The sequence below is a fragment of the Pedobacter sp. UYP1 genome (assembly GCF_040547305.1).
Lineage (GTDB): Bacteria > Bacteroidota > Bacteroidia > Sphingobacteriales > Sphingobacteriaceae > Pedobacter.
Genome location: NZ_JBEPPL010000002.1, coordinates 615658 through 631729, shown reverse-complemented (window position 1 = coordinate 631729; position 16072 = coordinate 615658). Strand labels below are relative to the sequence as shown.

At 39.7% G+C, this 16072-nt stretch carries 14 protein-coding genes and 1 riboswitch; of the genes, 12 read left to right on the top strand and 2 right to left on the bottom strand.

Annotation, left to right across the window (positions count from 1 at the left end; translation table 11 throughout):
• Position 1: 1 nt before the first annotated feature.
• Positions 2-922 carry a PorP/SprF family type IX secretion system membrane protein gene (locus ABIB30_RS06735; RefSeq protein WP_354300460.1) on the top strand — a complete coding sequence of 307 codons (921 nt, stop codon included), beginning with the start codon at positions 2-4 and terminating at the stop codon, positions 920-922.
• 74 nt (positions 923-996) lie between these two features.
• Here ABIB30_RS06735 and ABIB30_RS06730 read toward each other — a convergent pair whose 3' ends face one another.
• On the bottom strand, positions 997-1728 hold the full coding sequence (locus tag ABIB30_RS06730; RefSeq protein WP_354300459.1) for an RDD family protein: 732 nt from the start codon (positions 1726-1728) through the stop codon (positions 997-999).
• Positions 1729-1811: 83 nt separating this feature from the next.
• Between ABIB30_RS06730 and ABIB30_RS06725 the strand changes: the two genes are divergently transcribed.
• The 6 genes from ABIB30_RS06725 to ABIB30_RS06700 are packed head-to-tail and all read left to right on the top strand — an operon-like array spanning position 1812 to position 7954.
• Positions 1812-2771, top strand: coding sequence for a stage II sporulation protein M (locus ABIB30_RS06725; protein ID WP_354300458.1), 960 nt, complete (start codon positions 1812-1814; stop codon positions 2769-2771).
• Positions 2764-3639: a hypothetical protein gene (locus ABIB30_RS06720; RefSeq protein WP_354300456.1), complete on the top strand. Its 876-nt coding sequence runs from the start codon at positions 2764-2766 to the stop codon at positions 3637-3639. Before ABIB30_RS06725 ends, ABIB30_RS06720 begins: the two co-directional genes overlap by 8 nt.
• Position 3640: 1 nt before the next feature.
• Positions 3641-4441: a DUF4129 domain-containing protein gene (locus ABIB30_RS06715; protein ID WP_354300454.1), complete on the top strand. Its 801-nt coding sequence runs from the start codon at positions 3641-3643 to the stop codon at positions 4439-4441.
• Positions 4441-5619: a DUF4350 domain-containing protein gene (locus ABIB30_RS06710; protein WP_354300452.1), complete on the top strand. Its 1179-nt coding sequence runs from the start codon at positions 4441-4443 to the stop codon at positions 5617-5619. The genes ABIB30_RS06715 and ABIB30_RS06710 overlap by 1 nt, the downstream gene beginning before the upstream one ends.
• Before the next feature lie 2 nt (positions 5620-5621).
• Positions 5622-6599: an AAA family ATPase gene (locus ABIB30_RS06705; protein ID WP_354300450.1), complete on the top strand. Its 978-nt coding sequence runs from the start codon at positions 5622-5624 to the stop codon at positions 6597-6599.
• A gap of 11 nt (positions 6600-6610) precedes the next feature.
• On the top strand, positions 6611-7954 hold the full coding sequence (locus ABIB30_RS06700; protein WP_354300448.1) for a DUF58 domain-containing protein: 1344 nt from the start codon (positions 6611-6613) through the stop codon (positions 7952-7954).
• On the opposite strand, the gene ABIB30_RS06695 is transcribed toward ABIB30_RS06700, so the two are convergent.
• Positions 7951-8904, bottom strand: coding sequence for a bifunctional helix-turn-helix transcriptional regulator/GNAT family N-acetyltransferase (locus tag ABIB30_RS06695; protein ID WP_354300446.1), 954 nt, complete (start codon positions 8902-8904; stop codon positions 7951-7953). The genes ABIB30_RS06700 and ABIB30_RS06695 overlap by 4 nt on opposite strands.
• A 179-nt stretch (positions 8905-9083) precedes the next feature.
• On the opposite strand from ABIB30_RS06695, the gene ABIB30_RS06690 reads away from it, so the two are divergent.
• The 5 genes from ABIB30_RS06690 to ABIB30_RS06670 all read left to right on the top strand — a co-directional run bounded on the left by ABIB30_RS06690 (position 9084) and on the right by ABIB30_RS06670 (position 16045).
• Positions 9084-10016, top strand: coding sequence for a universal stress protein (locus tag ABIB30_RS06690; RefSeq protein ID WP_354300444.1), 933 nt, complete (start codon positions 9084-9086; stop codon positions 10014-10016).
• 213 nt (positions 10017-10229) lie between these two features.
• Positions 10230-10338: riboswitch (SAM riboswitch) on the top strand.
• Positions 10339-10471: 133 nt separating this feature from the next.
• Positions 10472-13639, top strand: a complete 3168-nt coding sequence (locus ABIB30_RS06685) for a SusC/RagA family TonB-linked outer membrane protein (protein WP_354300443.1) — start codon at positions 10472-10474, stop codon at positions 13637-13639.
• A gap of 5 nt (positions 13640-13644) precedes the next feature.
• Positions 13645-15078, top strand: coding sequence for a SusD/RagB family nutrient-binding outer membrane lipoprotein (locus tag ABIB30_RS06680; RefSeq protein WP_354300441.1), 1434 nt, complete (start codon positions 13645-13647; stop codon positions 15076-15078).
• Between the two features lie 105 nt (positions 15079-15183).
• The gene (locus ABIB30_RS06675; RefSeq protein WP_354300439.1) at positions 15184-15591 is read left to right on the top strand and encodes a guanyl-specific ribonuclease; all 408 of its coding nucleotides are present in this window, start codon (positions 15184-15186) and stop codon (positions 15589-15591) included.
• 4 nt (positions 15592-15595) lie between these two features.
• The gene (locus ABIB30_RS06670) at positions 15596-16045 is read left to right on the top strand and encodes a barstar family protein (protein ID WP_354300437.1); all 450 of its coding nucleotides are present in this window, start codon (positions 15596-15598) and stop codon (positions 16043-16045) included.
• Positions 16046-16072: the final 27 nt, after the last annotated feature.

The window sequence follows — 16072 nt, the reverse complement described above, 5'->3', positions numbered from 1 at the left end:
CATGAGATTAATTATATATATAAAGCAAATCAGCCGTATAACTATCTGCTTATTTGCCGGAACGACAGTTCTATTTCTAAACACTGCCAAGGGTCAGATATTGCCGCTTAATGCGCAGTATTTCCAAAATAAATATTTCGCGAATCCATCCATGGCAGGGATTAACAGCGGGCTGAACATCAATGCCAGTTTACGCAAACAATGGTCTGATATTCCGGGTGCGCCTTTAACCCAGGGTATTACTTTAGACCAGCAATTAGACAAAGTTGGCTTGGGTGTTAATGTATACAATGAAAAAGCCGGAGGGATACAAATCACCAAAGCAGTGGCTACTTTCGCTTATCATTTACCGATCAATGGTGAAGATCAGCAATTGAATTTCGGGGTTTCATTCGGAACCAGCCGTGAGCGGTTCGACAGGGGCAGCATACAAAATAGTGATAGTAATGATCCCGCTATAGCCCGCTTCAATGACCGGGGATATTATCTGGACGGTGATTTTGGTGCTTCTTACACTTCTAACGGGCTTAATGTAGAGGCAACCTTACCTAACATGCGGTCTGTTCTGAGAAAGGACGACTCGAATTATGCTGATAAACCGACTTTCTATACGGCCATTAGTTATAAAATGGCTTTTGGTAGTGGTATGGATGGTGTCAATCTGGAACCTAAAGCAGTATACAGAGGAATAAAGAACTATAAAAACTTATGGGATGCAGGGTTAAATGCCAATTTCGCTGACGATAAGTTAACTGTAATGGGCATGTACCACAGTACTGAAAATGCAACGGTAGGCTTTGGTATCAATTACCTGAAAAGCTTATACATTATGGCCTATTACAATACAGCAACTTCTGCCTTGAAAGGTTACACAGGTGGGGATTTTGAGATTAACCTTCGTTTTAATATCGGAAAGAAGTAAAAAATCCAATAAAAAACCGGCTGGACAGTGATCCGGCCGGTTTTTTCATGAAACAGATTTATTGTGCGCTAGTTTTACTGCGCAACAGAAGTTACATGATTATAATCTTTGATAATTGTATTTAAGAAATCCAGTTCATGCATCCCTGCAGGTAAACTCACTCCCAGACGTGCCTTGATTTTATCGGCCATTGCATAAACCAGTTCGTAATGTGCGGTCTTATAATAAGTAGTCAGCACTTCATGGACCAGCTCAACTTCCTGATCATTGAGCAGATGAACATTGGTAAAAACAGGTATATATTCCTCTGCTTCAGGCACGAAGGCAATTTGATCGAGTGTGGTGCGTCCAACAGTTTTGATTACTGTAGTTCCTGCAACCAGGTCTCCGATCCTTTGTTTATGTTCAGATAAGGTTACACAAAGTAAGCCCCCTATTTGTCCGGTGAGCCAAAAATCGACCAATCTGAATAGCCAGCGAATAAAGTACTGGCCTATACCAGCCTGTCCGCCATCCAGGTTGATGACTTTAATTTTCATTAATTTTTTTCCGGGACTCTGGCCATTGAAGAAGATCTCAAAGATCAGATGGTAAAACACAAAGACGATACCATAAAGAACAAACAACCCGATAAATACCACATTCCACTTGGGAATAGAAATAACGCCAATAAAAAAGACAATCAATAAAAGTACTGCGATCAGCATACCAAAATCTATCATTCTTGCCGCTATACGTTCGCCTAAACCAGCTACAGGATAGTCAATATCCACATGCTGAGTAGTGTTCACCTTTATTGTTTCCATAAAAAACAAATATAATATTGATATTTAATTAATTATTGCAAAATCACTTTTTGTCAGTATTTTAACCGAAAATTAGATTCGCTATGAGGGAGGCCTTGTTCGTTAAACAGAATTCCGAAAAATGGAGGGCCTATGAGCATTCACCTGCTACTCATCCGGATGAAATCGCGGACCGTTTTATAGAGATCACCAATGATCTTTCTTATGCGAGGACCTTTTACCCTAAATCTAAAACGACCAGTTACCTGAATGGGTTAGCTTCAACACTGCATCAATCCATTTACAAGAATAAGAAAGAAGACAAAAACAGGTTTGTTGATTTCTGGAAATATGAACTGCCTGTACTTTTCTATACTTACCGGATGCAGTTGTTATATGCCTTCTTTTTTTTTGCAATTTCAGCTGCTATAGGGGTGCTCTCTGCAAAATATGATGATCAGTTCATCAGACTGATCCTGGGTGACAGTTATGTTAACATGACCAATGAGAACATTACTAAAGGTGATCCTTTTGGGGTATACAAACAGACTTCCGAATTCCCGATGTTCTTTTCTATCGCAGCAAATAATATTTATGTATCTCTGTTGATGTTTGTAAGTGGTATATTTTTATCCATCGGCCCGATTTTCTACCTGTTGCAAAACGGGGTCATGCTGGGTTCTTTTGAATATTATTTCTTTAGCAGAGGTCTGGGTATAGAATCTATCCTGGTCATCTGGATTCATGGAACTCTGGAAATTTCGGCCATCATTATTGCAGGAGCTGCAGGACTGGTACTTGGACATGGCTTGCTTTTTCCAAAAACATATACACGCTTTCAAGCTTTTAAACAAAGTGCTAAAGATGGAACCAAGATCGCATTGGGCATTGTCCCGATCCTGTTGGTGGCTGCCTTTTTTGAAGGTTTTATTACACGGCACACGGAAATGCCGGTATGGCTCAGTACTGGTATTTTGGCCTTGTCGCTTATTTTTATTATCTGGTACGTCATTCTATATCCATTAATCCTCTCCAAACGTAATTACGCCCACAAAAATGTCTGAAAAAGTAGAATTCAAAAAGCTCCGTGAATTCGGAGAGATTATTAACGATACCATCCGGTTCTTCAAAGAGAATTTCAAACCCTTGTTAAAAGTGTTCGTCTATTTTTGCGGGGTGTTTATTATAGCTGGAATGATTGCAGCAATTCTCCAGCAGATGGGCATGCAGCGTGCAATCAGAAATTTTGGTTCGGTAAGCACGTATGCCAGATTAACCGGCCTGCTCTCTGTCACTTACTTTTTTGTCGTGCTGATCGGAATGTTTGGCTATACAGCTTTAAATGTTTCTATCTTCAGCTTCATTGCTTTATACATAGAGAAAGGAAATGTCGCTCCTACAGTAGAAGAGGTCTGGGGTTATTTCAAGTATTATTTTCTTCGGGTATTTGGCAGTAACTTTTTGCTTGGTTTACTGTTGATAGCCGGGTTTTGCTTATGTGTGGTTCCTGGTTTCTATTTATTCCCGATTATATCACTGATGATTCCAATCATGATTTTTGAGAATGCAAGTCTGGGCTATTCATTCAGCCATGCCTTCAAGTTATTGAGAGAACAATGGTGGAATACCGCAGCAACGTTATTTGTGCTTTGGATCATTACTTATGCAAGTTCCTCTTTTGCTTCTTTACCAGCAATCATTTTAACTATGGTTAGTGCAATGACTAATGGGCCAAAAGGATTAGGTACGAGTGTAATTATTATTTCTACAGTCGTTCAGTATCTCTGCCAGGTTTTTATGATCATTCCGATTATTGGTCTCTCTCTTTGTTATTTTAATCTTTCTGAACGCCAGAACAGTACTGGCTTGATGGACCGTATTCAAAAAATGGGACAAGAACAAAACCCCTTCCCTAACCAAGAAGAATATTAAAATGCCGAAATACCTGGTTTCTTTTCTTTTGCTGTTATTCATTGTACAGTCTTTTTCTGTTCAGGCGGCTCAGCCCGTCCGGAGCGCTAAAGCTCCCGGGGCGGCTCCGCTTATCCGGAAAGATCAGGTTGTTCTGGTGAAAACTAATCAAACTGTTCCGGCAAAAGTCAAATTGCTCCGGAGTGATAGTAGTCAAATACAACTCAGAAATTTTGATGCGCAAAAACTAAAGTCGTATAGCCAGCAAACAGTTTTTAAATATGATCAGACACCAACGGTTGATAACAGCTTATGGAATCAGTTCTGGTCATGGTTCTGGAGAAAGCTTACCGGAGTTGCAAGAATCAATTATTCCGGAAATTTTTTCAGGTATCTGATCATCTCAGCTTTCATTGTATTCATTGTCTTTGTGGTCATTAAATTTACTGGCGTCGATTTTAAACTCTTTATGGGAAAATCGAAAGCGGTAGTTATTCCTTATACAGAGTCCACAGATAATATCCATGAGATAGATTTTAACACGGAAATAGATCAGGCAATTCAAAGTGCCAATTACAGGCTTGCGGTAAGATTGATGTATTTGCTTTCGCTGAAAAAGCTGGATAGCCGGAACCTTATTAACTGGCAGCCGGAAAAGACCAATCAGACTTATATCAGAGAAATTGCTGATTCACAGCAAAGAGAACAGTTCAGCTTGCTGACTACGCAGTTTGAGTATATCTGGTATGGTGAATTCTTCATTGATCAGGAGAATTTTAAGCAAGTACGAAATAGTTATGACCAGTTTAATACCGCGCTCTGATGAAAGAGATGAGATTATATCTTATTGGTAGTGCCATGGTATTAATTTTATACCTGGTTGCACAGTATTATAAACCAAAACCAACCGATTGGAGCCCTACCTATCTCAAAGAAGATAAGATTCCTTATGGACTTTATATTTTAAATCAGGAAAAGGAAACTATTTTCCCGGGAGTCCAGCTTAAAACAAGCCGGCTACCTGTATACAATACTTTGAAGGATCAGCATTATCAAAAGACAAATTATCTTTTCATAGCAGGGAGTCTTAAATTTGATAAGCTCGATTATCAGGAGCTGGTGAAATTTATGAACGCAGGAAATCAGGTATTCATTGCGGCTTTTAATCTCGGAAAAGTATTGAGCGACACCCTTAAACTGGAAACAAGCACAAATTTTTCTACCCGGATAAAGCCCTATTCTATCAACTTCGTGAACCCTGCACTGAAAGCAAAAAATGGTTATGTTTTTGACAAAGGATTAGGGGATCAGTTTTTTATCACTGTTGATACTTCCCGCTGTACAGTTTTGGGAAAAAACAACAATGGGGATGTGAATTTTGTAAAATATACTTTTGGCAAGGGAGCACTCTATGTATTACCTGATCCACAGTTATTAACTAATTATAGCTTATTAAATCCTGCGGGTGCAGCCTATGCTTCCAAAGCACTCTCTTATCTGCAACCTGCTAAAACACTGCTCTGGGATGAAAACAGCACCAGAGGTACGGAAGAAAGCGGATCTATCTTAAGGGTCTTTTTCAAACATGATCAGCTACGCTGGGCTTATTGTCTGGCACTGGCCGGCCTGTTGGCCTTTGTCTTATTTGAGATGAAACGCAGACAACGGATTATCCCTGTTTTATTACCTTTAAAAAATTCCTCTGCTGAGTTTGTGACGGTTGTTGGAAAAGTATATTATCAGCAGCGTGACAATAGTGACATCGCACAAAAGAAGATCAATTATTTTTTAGAATATATCCGGTTAACATACCGGCTTAAAACTTTAAAAACAGACGAAGAGTTCGTTTCCTCTTTAGTACTGATATCTGGTGCACAAGAAGAAACGACCAGACAGTTATTTACAGTTATCAATACCGTTCATCATGGGAGTAAAGTTACCGACGGCCTGCTGATTGAACTGAATAAATTAATAGAGAAATTTTATAATCAAGCGAAATAATAATGGAAGCGGAAACAGCTAATCAAAGAACCGACCTTACACAGCTTAATTCGGCAGTTGAACAGATCAGAGAATCAATTGGACAGCTCATTGTGGGTCAAAAAGATACGATCGATTTCCTGATTGCCGGTATCCTGGCCGATGGGCACCTTTTGCTGGAGGGCGTTCCGGGAGTCGCTAAAACACTTAGTGCCAAACTCATAGCAAAAAGCATTGATGCTGTCTTTTCAAGAATTCAGTTTACACCCGATCTGATGCCTTCAGATGTTTTGGGAACTTCTGTTTTCGACCCGAGAACAGCATCTTTTGAGTATAGAAAGGGGCCGGTTTTCGGAAACATCATTCTGATTGACGAAATTAACCGTGCTCCCGCAAAAACACAATCTGCGCTGTTTGAGGTGATGGAAGAGCGGCAGATCACTGTAGATGGCCAGACTTATCAGATGGATGAACCTTTTATGGTACTGGCTACACAAAATCCAGTGGAACATGAGGGGACATACAGACTGCCGGAAGCACAGTTAGACCGGTTTTTATTTAAGATAGAGATTAAATATCCTACGCTTGAAGAAGAGATCATCATCTTGTCCAGACAACATCAGCATAGGCTGGAGGATGACCTGAAAGAAGTTAAAGCCGTTTTAAGTATAGATCAGATCAAGACTTGCCGCGCACTGGTTAAAGCCTTACATGTAGAGCCTGAATTAATTGACTATGCGGCAAAGATTGTCCACGAAACCAGGAATAATAAGTCGCTGTACCTGGGGGCTTCGCCGCGTGCTTCTTTAGCATTGATTAATGGAGCAAAAGCCATAGCTGCAATGCAGGGCCGTGACTTTGTGACTCCTGAAGATATCATTAAAGTAGCAGTTCCTGTACTCGCGCACCGCATCATGCTCAGTCCTGATAAAGAAATGGAGGGCTTGACACCCAGTGATATCGTTGCTCAGATTATTCAAAAAATAGAGATCCCAAGGTAAACTGCAAAAGATTGAAACACTTATTCATCAAATATTATAAAGACCTTTTTCTGGGTAAAAGATTGTTTGCCGGTTTAGGCTTATGTATTAGCTTATTCCTGTTTGCTTTTTTTTTGCCATGGTTAGGTGACTTGCCTTATATCTGCTTCTGGGCATTACTGCTGCTGGTCTTTATTGACCTGGTTTTATTATTTAGAGGTAAGGGCGTGTTTTCACGCCGTGATCTTCCCGAAAGACTAAGTAATGGAGATGACAATGAGCTTCATATTTATGTAGAGAGTTTTTTCAACTTCCCTATTGCAATTGGGATTATAGATGAGATTCCTTTTCAATTTCAAAAAAGAGATTTATGGTTCAAAAGCAGGTTAAAACCCGGGGAACATAAAACAATCACTTATACCTTAAGGCCAGTCAAAAGAGGCGAATATGTATTTGGGCAAACCCGCTTGTATGTAAAGTCACCATTAGGCCTGGTTTCCCGCAGATTTAATTTCGGAACTACTTATGCTATTCCCGTTTACCCTTCATTTTTGCAGTTGCGCAAATATGAACTGATGGCGATCTCAAACAGGCTGACTGAGATTGGAATTAAGAAAATAAGACGTGTTGGACATAGTATGGAATTCGACCAGGTAAAAAATTATGTTCAGGGTGATGATTACCGCACGGTAAACTGGAAAGCAACTGCCAGAAAAGGTGAACTGATGGTAAATTCTTTTGTAGAGGAAAAAGCACAGCATATTTACTGTATCATTGACAAGTCGAGAGTGATGAAAATGCCTTTTGATGGATTGAGTTTAATGGATTACGCAATTAATGCAAGTTTAGTGCTGTCTAATGTGGCCTTATTGAAAGATGATAAAGCAGGGTTGATCACACTTTCGGAAAAGGTAGGGAGTATAGTGCCTGCAGACCGCAGACCTGGACAGCTGGGCAAAATAATGGAAGTTTTGTATAAGGAAAAGACCCAATACCTGGAAAGCAATATTGAAGCGCTGCACCTGGCTATCCGCAGTGTCATTAAGCAGCGGAGCCTGATTCTGTTTTTCACAAATTATGAAAGCATGTCTGCTCTACACAGACAGCTTCCTTTTTTAAAACATATCGCTAAATTTCATTTACTGATGATCGTCTTTTTTGAAAATACAGCTGTCAAATCCATGCATGACTTACCCGCCCGCGATGTGGAAGGAATCTACATTAAAACCATCGCAGAGAAGTTTGTCTACGAAAAGCGGCTCATGGTCAAAGAATTGGCAAAACATGGCATTCTCAGTATCCTGACTTCACCAGAAAATTTAACGGTCAATGTCGTGAACCGTTATCTGGCTATTAAAGCACAACAGAAAATCTAACTTAACACCAGTTCCATTTGTATATTACAACGTTCGTATGGAGTAATCCGGCCAGCTACTTTCACAAAACCTAATTTATGATATAAATTGATAGCTGGTTTAAGAACGGTATTACTTTCCAGGTATATTTTCTGAGCGCCCAATTCTTTTGCCTTCTGAGCGATCGCACTTCCCAATAACCAGCCAATACTTTTCCCCTGTACAGCCGGTGACACAGCCATTTTAGCCAGCTCATAATCATAATCCGGATCATTCATTTTGATCAGCGCGCATACGCCTGCAGGCTCACCTTCGTAAAGCGCAACTAATATATAACCTCCCTTATCCAGAATATAACCCTGAGGGTCATCAAGTGCGTTATAGTCTGCCTGCTCCATTTTAAACCAGGTGGAAATCCATTGCTCATTTAAGGCTCTGAATGCCTGCTGATATTCTGGTGTGTAATTCACGATAGTCACTTCTTTACTTTCGCGCTCTTTTTTAATTTCCTGCATACGACGTGAAATTGTTTTTTGTGCTAGTAAAAACTCCCATTCTTCCATAGCTTTCCATAAATCATTTCTGCATTGTGCCGCAATATCTTCTACTGCTTTATCCAGATCAACGTACAGACCTTGTATTTTTACATTGATTTTATCTCCTTCTGGAGAAAGACTGACCATATTTTTCCTGCCATCGGCTTCGTCTTTTTTCTCATCAACTAAACCTTTTTTTGCCATCTCTCCGATAATCTTACTCACCGAAGGATGAGAATGACCAATTTCTTTAGCGATCGCAGTAATGGTCATTGCTTCTCCCTGTGAAAGCACATAGAAAACCGGAAACCACTTTGGCTGGATATCGATATCATAAAATTGATAAATCTGAGCTGCATCTTCTGTAATCTTCTCTGTCAACATCCGCAACCTGCTTCCTATTGCCTTTTTACCTACCTGATTGAAAAACTCCATTGTATATACCTATTTACGTAACTGATTACGTAAATGTAGTAAGTATTTTTATAATTCAAAATATTCAGGTGAATTTTTTTGATCCTGATGACGAATGTCATTAGATAATATGACGGGCGTCACAGCTAAACAGCCTGTTTATCACCACTTTTACTCTGGTAAAATAAACATCCTTTGCTATGAACACGATAACCGTACTGACCGATTTTTCCGCCAATGCAGAAAATGCCGCACGCTATGCTTTACGCCTTGCACAACATCTTCATGCAAATCTTACACTTTATAATTCCTTTTTAGTACCAATGGCCGAACCTTTAGGAGGGCAGGTTTACTGGTCAATGGAAGATTACAATATTTTACAAAAGGATAGTGAAGAACAATTACGTGCGCTGGGCATAAGACTAGAAGAAGAACTCTCCACTTTACCGATTAATGCTTTCAGGCCCGTTATTGATTACAAGTGTCAGGAAGGACCTTTATACCGGTACATCAACAAACTATCAGCAAACAGAGATCTGATGCTATTGGTGATGGGCACCCACCGGAAGGGGCTGGGCTCCTTAATTATGGGTAATCATATGCGGGAAATTATAGGCGCTGTGCCCCTGCCTGTGCTGATTGTACCAGAAAACCAAAGTTTTAAGAAGCTGGATAAATTTGTTTTTGCAACAGATATGGATGATAGTGATCTGGATATTATTCAGGCGCTTACCGAATTTGCAAAACCATCTCATGCAGAGATTACGCTGGCGCATATACAACATCCGGAGATGCCAGAAGCTGATACTAAAAAATTAGTCACTGGCTTTCTGGAAGATGTAGCTAATAAAATAAATTATCCTAAAATCTATTACCGCGCAGTAGAACATGCTCCTGTTAAAGCAGGCTTAAAATGGCTTGCAGAAAACGTGACTTGTAATGTTTTTGTAATGGTACATCGCCATAAAACTTTTCTGGAGCAGCTTTTCAATTTAAGCAATACGCAAAAGATGGCGGCAAATACCAATTTACCGCTGCTGATCTTCCCTTGTGCAGAAAATGTTGCGCTGGGATTGAACGCAAATCTGGAATCTGGTTATCAGGAGAATATAATCGCTTCGGCGATCAGCTAGCTATAGCGCATGCTATACGTTAAGCCAATTTCTTAAGTCAATCCAAAGGCCATTCTCTAAAACAGAGAAATGGCCTTTTTTATGCCTCCAATCTGAACAAAATAATAGACGAATTGTCTGCCAAATCTCAGAATATCCTACTAATGAAATATATACTATAGATTTAGTAGTTTATTTATATATTTGCCCGACAATTAGCTGTTCATTGATTTCTACTTATCAAGAAAGACCGAGGGAAAGGCCCTATGAAGTCTTAGCAACCTATACACCCAAATTGTAAAAGGTGCTAACTCCTATCCACTTTAAGCGGAAAAGATAAGTGACAGATATACCTATAAAGTAAATTGGTCGCTGTCATCTCTTCCCTTAATATTCCTGATAAATAGAGCTGTTCAAAGAACGTTATGCGTAATAAATTGAATTAAACACACCAATTATATAACTAGACCATTAATATGTATAAAACTTACAAATACTTATTTGGGATCCTGCTATCCTTTATCATCGTACAGACTGCTGCGGCACAAACCGCTAAAATTACCGGGGTGGTCACCGAGAAATCTAACGGGCAACCCGTTCCTGGCGTAAGCGTTTCTGTTAAAGGAACAAATGCTGGTACACAAACTGATGGAAATGGTAAATTCTCTATCATCGCCAAACCAAATGATATTTTAAAAATTGTATCCATTGGCTATGCGACTCAAGAACTCAAAGTAACTTCAGCAAGTACGATAGCTATACAATTAGATGAATCTTCTAATGAACTGAGTGAAGTTGTGGTTACAGCTTTGAACATTCCTAAAGAGAAAAAATCATTAGGTTATTCAGTACAGGAGTTAAAATCAAAAGATATCTCTGAAGCGAAAGAGACCAATCTGCTGAATTCCATATCTGGTAAGGTAGCAGGTGTACAGATCACCAATAGCCAGGGAGATATGGGTTCTTCCAGGATCATTATCCGTGGGGAGACTTCTATATCAGGAAATAATCAGCCACTATTTGTAATCGATGGAGTACCGGTAGATAATTCACAAAATTTAGGTTCAGGCGGCTCACGAGATTTTGCTAATACGATTTCTGACATCAATTCGGAGGATATTGAATCTATGAGTGTCTTGAAAGGCCCCAATGCCGCTGCGCTTTACGGTTCCCGTGCTGCGGCAGGTGTGGTACTGATTACCACTAAGAAAGGTAAAAACTCTCCTGGCTTAGGAATCAGCGTGAACTCCAATGCAACCTTCTCTACTTTGTTAACTATTCCATCTTATCAGAATTCATTCGGACAAGGTGCTAATGGCCAATTCAGCTATGTAGATGGTAAAGGTGGGGGGCTGAATGATGGAGTAGATGAAAGCTGGGGCCCAAGATTAGACGGCCGTTTAATCCCTCAATTTAATTCTAACGGAGTAGCTGTTCCTTTTGTCGCACATCCAAATAATGTACGTGACTTCTTTAATACGGGTTATACTTTGAATAATGGACTTGCGATTTCAGGTTCAGGAGATAAATATGACTTACGTTTCTCTTATAACAACCTGGATCAGAAAGGTGTGATTCCGAACTCTTCTCAATCAAAAAACTCATTCTTACTGAACACAACTTATAAAATAACACCAAAGCTGACTTTCAATGCCTCAGCTAATTATGTAAACACAAGTGCAAACTTACCTGGTTCAGGAGGAAAAAGAGCAAGCAGCACTATGTTGCAGTTTACCTGGTTTGGCCGTCAGGTTGATGTAGACCAATTAAAAACCTATAAAGATGCGAATGGAAAAGATATCAACTGGAACAATAGCTATTATAGTAACCCATATTTTGTTGCCTACGAAAACACAGTGGGTCAGGTTCGTAACCGGTTGATTGGAAGTGCAGAATTGAACTACAAAATAATAGATGGTTTATCAGCGAACTTCAGAACGGGTAATGATTACTACAATGACCGCAGAAAGATAAAAATCGCTTATGGAACAAATGGTACACCTTTTGGTTCGTATGAAGAAGATGCTTATACTTTCAATGAGAACAATACGGAAGGAAGACTGGATTTCACTAAAAAGTTAAATGCTGATTTCAACCTTGATCTCTTATTAGGTGGGAATATCAGAACGACTACTTTTGAGAGCAATGATCAGAAAGCTCCTAAATTGGCTGTTAATAATCTTTACACGCTGAGTAATTCACGCGATCCGTTGATCTCTTCCAATATTTACAGCAAACAAAGGGTATACAGTACATTTGGTTCTGCTCAACTTGGTTTTAGAAATTATGCGTATTTGAATCTTACAGCCAGAAATGACTGGTCCTCGACGCTGCCTGCTCAAAACCGTTCTTATTTCTATCCTTCGGTCAATGCAAGTTTAATCCTTACCGAAGCATTTGACATCAAAAGTGATGTGCTGAACTTTGCCAAGCTTCGTGGCGGATGGTCTCAGGTTGGTAAAGATGCTTCCCCTTATCAATTGATTAATAATTATTCTTTCACTGCTCCATTTGATAGTAATCCGCAACAAAATCTAAGCGATACAGACTTGAATCCGAATCTGAAACCAGAAACGACCAAATCTACGGAAGCAGGTTTTGAAGTTGGCTTGTTCAAAAACAGAGTTCGTCTTGATTTCAGTGTATACAATACTAACAGTATCAACCAGATCTTAAGTCTGGATGTAAGCCCGACTACTGGTTTCCTTAAGAAATTGGTTAATGGAGGTACAATTAACAACAAAGGACTTGAAGCGCAATTAGGGGTAACACCTATTAAAACGAAAGACTTCACCTGGGATATCACTGTGAATTATTCAAAGAACCGCAGTAAAGTAAAAGATCTTTATCAAGGTGTACAAAGTTACCAACTGGGATCGGATGGATCAGTTCAGATTCTGGCTGCTGTTGGACAACCTTATGGTACAATTTTCGGAACTGCATATGATAGAAATGCTGCCGGAGATATTATTGTGGGCGCAGACGGAACACCACAAGCAAGTCCTTCTAAAAGGACGCTTGGAAAATACACGCCAGACTGGTTAGGCGGAATCACCAATAGTTTCACTTACAAAAGAATTAACTTAAGTGTATTGGTTGATGCACATATTGGCGGCAAAATTTACTCTGGAACCAATGCGACCGGTACTTATACAGGGGTATTAGCTTCTACCCTTCCAGGTCGTGGTGCTGAAAATGGCGGACTGACTTATTACAAGAATGCTGCTGGTAAAGCCGTACAAATTACTCCTGGTGCTGGAGCTCCTGCAGGTGCAACAATCTATGACGATGGTATGATTTTCAAAGGCTCTTTAGCAGATGGCTCACAAAACAATACGATCATCTCTGCCAGTCAATACTATAAATCGTTGAATAATATTGATGAAGCATCTGTTTACAGTGCAACTTATATCAAACTGAGAGAAATCAAATTAGGCTATACTTTACCTGATCAATGGATTAAATCTATTGGCTTGCAAAGCGCAACGATCTCGGCAGTTGGCAGAAACTTATTTATCCTGCATAAAAATGTACCTAACATAGATCCTGAGTCTGCGTTCAACACAGGTAATGGACAAGGTCTTGAAGATCTTGGACTGCCAACTGTACGTACTATCGGTTTCAATCTTAATTTCAAATTCTAATTCCCATGAAGACAAAATATATACCCCTTTTACTATCCGGTTTATTATTGATCACCGCGGCTTCTTGCAAGAAAGATCTGACAGACACCAATGTAGACCCTAATGCCTCAAAGAACGCACAACCTGAATTCCTGTTAACGGCTGCAATTAAAAACACAGCTGACACTTATTGGGGCACTACCAATAATATGAATTCAAGTTTGTTGTTTGTACAACATTGGGCTAAAATTCAGTACACAGATCCGGACAGGTATATTTTCAGTAATACAGCTTTTCAGGAGTTATGGACAACTGGTTACCGCCAGGGAATTGTGAACCTGAACCAGCTGATTAAACTGGCAGATGCGCAAGGGAATACCAACTACAAAGGTGTTGGTCTTGTATTGAGATCATGGATATTCGCTTTGGAAACTGATGCTTATGGCGATGTTCCTTATTCACAAGCTGGTGATATCACTGAATTCCTGACACCAAAATATGATGCACAAAGAGACGTATATCTGGGTATATTAAGCGATTTGAAAGCTGCACAAGCAAGTTTAGATCCTGCTGGAAAAGCAATTTTGGGCGATGTTATTTATGCGAATTCGATTGCTAACTGGAAAAAATTCGCCAACTCTCTGCGTTTAAGAATTGCTTTGCGTATTGCTGACCGCGAACCAGCATTAGCTAAACAGGTTATTGCAGATATACAGACAGAAGGTGGAACTTATATCAGTTCCAATGCTGAAAATGCACAATTGAACTATAAGACATCTCCAAATCAAAATCCAATCAGCAACCTTTTTGACACGCGTGATGACTATAGAGTCAGTAAGACCATAGTGGACCAGTTAACTGCTTTAAACGACCCTCGCCTGCCTGTATATGCAAGCAAAGCAGTAAAGACACAACTTTATACTGGTGTACCTAATGGCTTGCTTACTGGTGACGCTGCCGCGCTTGGTTTAACAAGTACTTCAAAACCGGGTGCTTATTTTATTGCGCCTACTGCCCCTGCTGTAATCATCAGTTATGCAGAAATATTATTTGACCGTGCAGAAGCTGCTGCCAGAGGATTTACAGGAGAGAATGCAGCTGCACTTTATAATCAGGCAGTAGAGGCTTCTTTATTGCAGTATGGTATCTCTACGACTGATATTGCGACTTATAAAGCAAGAGCAGATGTTCAATATGATGCCTCAAATTATAAAAAATCAATTGGAAACCAGAAGTGGATCGCCTTGTTTGGTCAGGGTTTAGAAGCTTTCGCAGAATGGAGAAGATTGGATTACCCTGTACTTACCCCGCCTGTTGCAGGTGCATTGAACGGCAAGATACCGGTAAGGTTTATCTACCCGGGGAACGAGCAGTCTTTAAATCCTGATGGATACAAAGCTGCGGTAGCACACCAGGGAACAGATGCTTTAACCACAAAACTTTGGTTTGATGTAAATTAGGGATCACTTTATAGATGTTTTATTGGGATTATCATTTTATTAAATCTTCAGAATCTTATAAATTTATCACATAAATCACTGATATTTAAGGAGACCGTTTAAATTATGAGAATTATATTTGCTTTAATTACCTGCTGTCTCCTGCTTTTTTCCTGCAAAGGATCTCATGCTGTAACAGACCAGGCTGCAACCCAACAGGAAAAAATAACTGCTGATAGTCCGTCTTCAACAGACGCAGATACTGAGGATAATGTGAAGGTAGCGGGTGTTCCGCAAAAGGCTTATACCGTTGCTGCTTATGTAGCTAAAAACAGCAAAGCTCCACAGGGTTATGTTGGCGGAACAGTCTTTAAGAACCGGGAAGGGCTATTACCGCAGGGAGTAGCTTATAAAGAGTATGATGTGAATCCCAAAGTCAAAGGACAGAACAGAGGGGTTGAACGAATTATAATTGGAGCAGATGCTACCCGGTATTATACTGGAGATCATTATAAAACATTTACAAAATTTTAAAGACATGAACGGATTTTGCCTCTTTGAAGCTGGAAAAGAAAAGGACTTGATTAAAGACAATGCACGTATCGTCAATATTAATGGACGTGAAATTGTTACTGTAGATGAATTTATTCACGAATTAGCCAGACAGCTTGACTTTCCTGATTATTATAGCAGCAGCCTGGATTCACTGGAAGAATTACTGAATGATTTAAGCTGGCTGAAAGAAACCCGGTTTGCTATTGTAGTCCGTAATTATTCCTTTTTCTTATGTGAGGAAAAGAACCCGGCCAGAAAAACAAATTTACTGGGTTTATTGAATGATGTAGCTGAACAGTGGGATAATGTGCCTAACTATCCCGGAGAAGAAGACTTCAGAAATAAAGCGGTCTTTAACATCTATATAGAAAAAGGGGCTGTTGCGGCGGCTGAACTGGAGAAACTAAATATCAGCTATAACGAGGTGAAATAAATTGTATTTAAAATAACATCTGATAAA

Bases quoted from the DNA above. Each gene is read 5' to 3' on its own strand.
- ABIB30_RS06670 (WP_354300437.1), top strand. From the start codon at position 15,596: ATGAACGGATTTTGCCTCTTTGAAGCTGGAAAAGAAAAGGACTTGATT.
- ABIB30_RS06720 (WP_354300456.1), top strand. From the start codon at position 2,764: ATGTCTGAAAAAGTAGAATTCAAAAAGCTCCGTGAATTCGGAGAGATT.
- ABIB30_RS06710 (WP_354300452.1), top strand. From the start codon at position 4,441: ATGAAAGAGATGAGATTATATCTTATTGGTAGTGCCATGGTATTAATT.
- ABIB30_RS06685 (WP_354300443.1), top strand. From the start codon at position 10,472: ATGTATAAAACTTACAAATACTTATTTGGGATCCTGCTATCCTTTATC.
- ABIB30_RS06705 (WP_354300450.1), top strand. From the start codon at position 5,622: ATGGAAGCGGAAACAGCTAATCAAAGAACCGACCTTACACAGCTTAAT.
- ABIB30_RS06675 (WP_354300439.1), top strand. From the start codon at position 15,184: ATGAGAATTATATTTGCTTTAATTACCTGCTGTCTCCTGCTTTTTTCC.
- ABIB30_RS06715 (WP_354300454.1), top strand. From the start codon at position 3,641: ATGCCGAAATACCTGGTTTCTTTTCTTTTGCTGTTATTCATTGTACAG.
- ABIB30_RS06680 (WP_354300441.1), top strand. From the start codon at position 13,645: ATGAAGACAAAATATATACCCCTTTTACTATCCGGTTTATTATTGATC.
- ABIB30_RS06730 (WP_354300459.1), bottom strand. From the start codon at position 1,728: ATGGAAACAATAAAGGTGAACACTACTCAGCATGTGGATATTGACTAT.
- ABIB30_RS06735 (WP_354300460.1), top strand. From the start codon at position 2: ATGAGATTAATTATATATATAAAGCAAATCAGCCGTATAACTATCTGC.
- ABIB30_RS06695 (WP_354300446.1), bottom strand. From the start codon at position 8,904: ATGGAGTTTTTCAATCAGGTAGGTAAAAAGGCAATAGGAAGCAGGTTG.
- ABIB30_RS06725 (WP_354300458.1), top strand. From the start codon at position 1,812: ATGAGGGAGGCCTTGTTCGTTAAACAGAATTCCGAAAAATGGAGGGCC.
- ABIB30_RS06690 (WP_354300444.1), top strand. From the start codon at position 9,084: ATGAACACGATAACCGTACTGACCGATTTTTCCGCCAATGCAGAAAAT.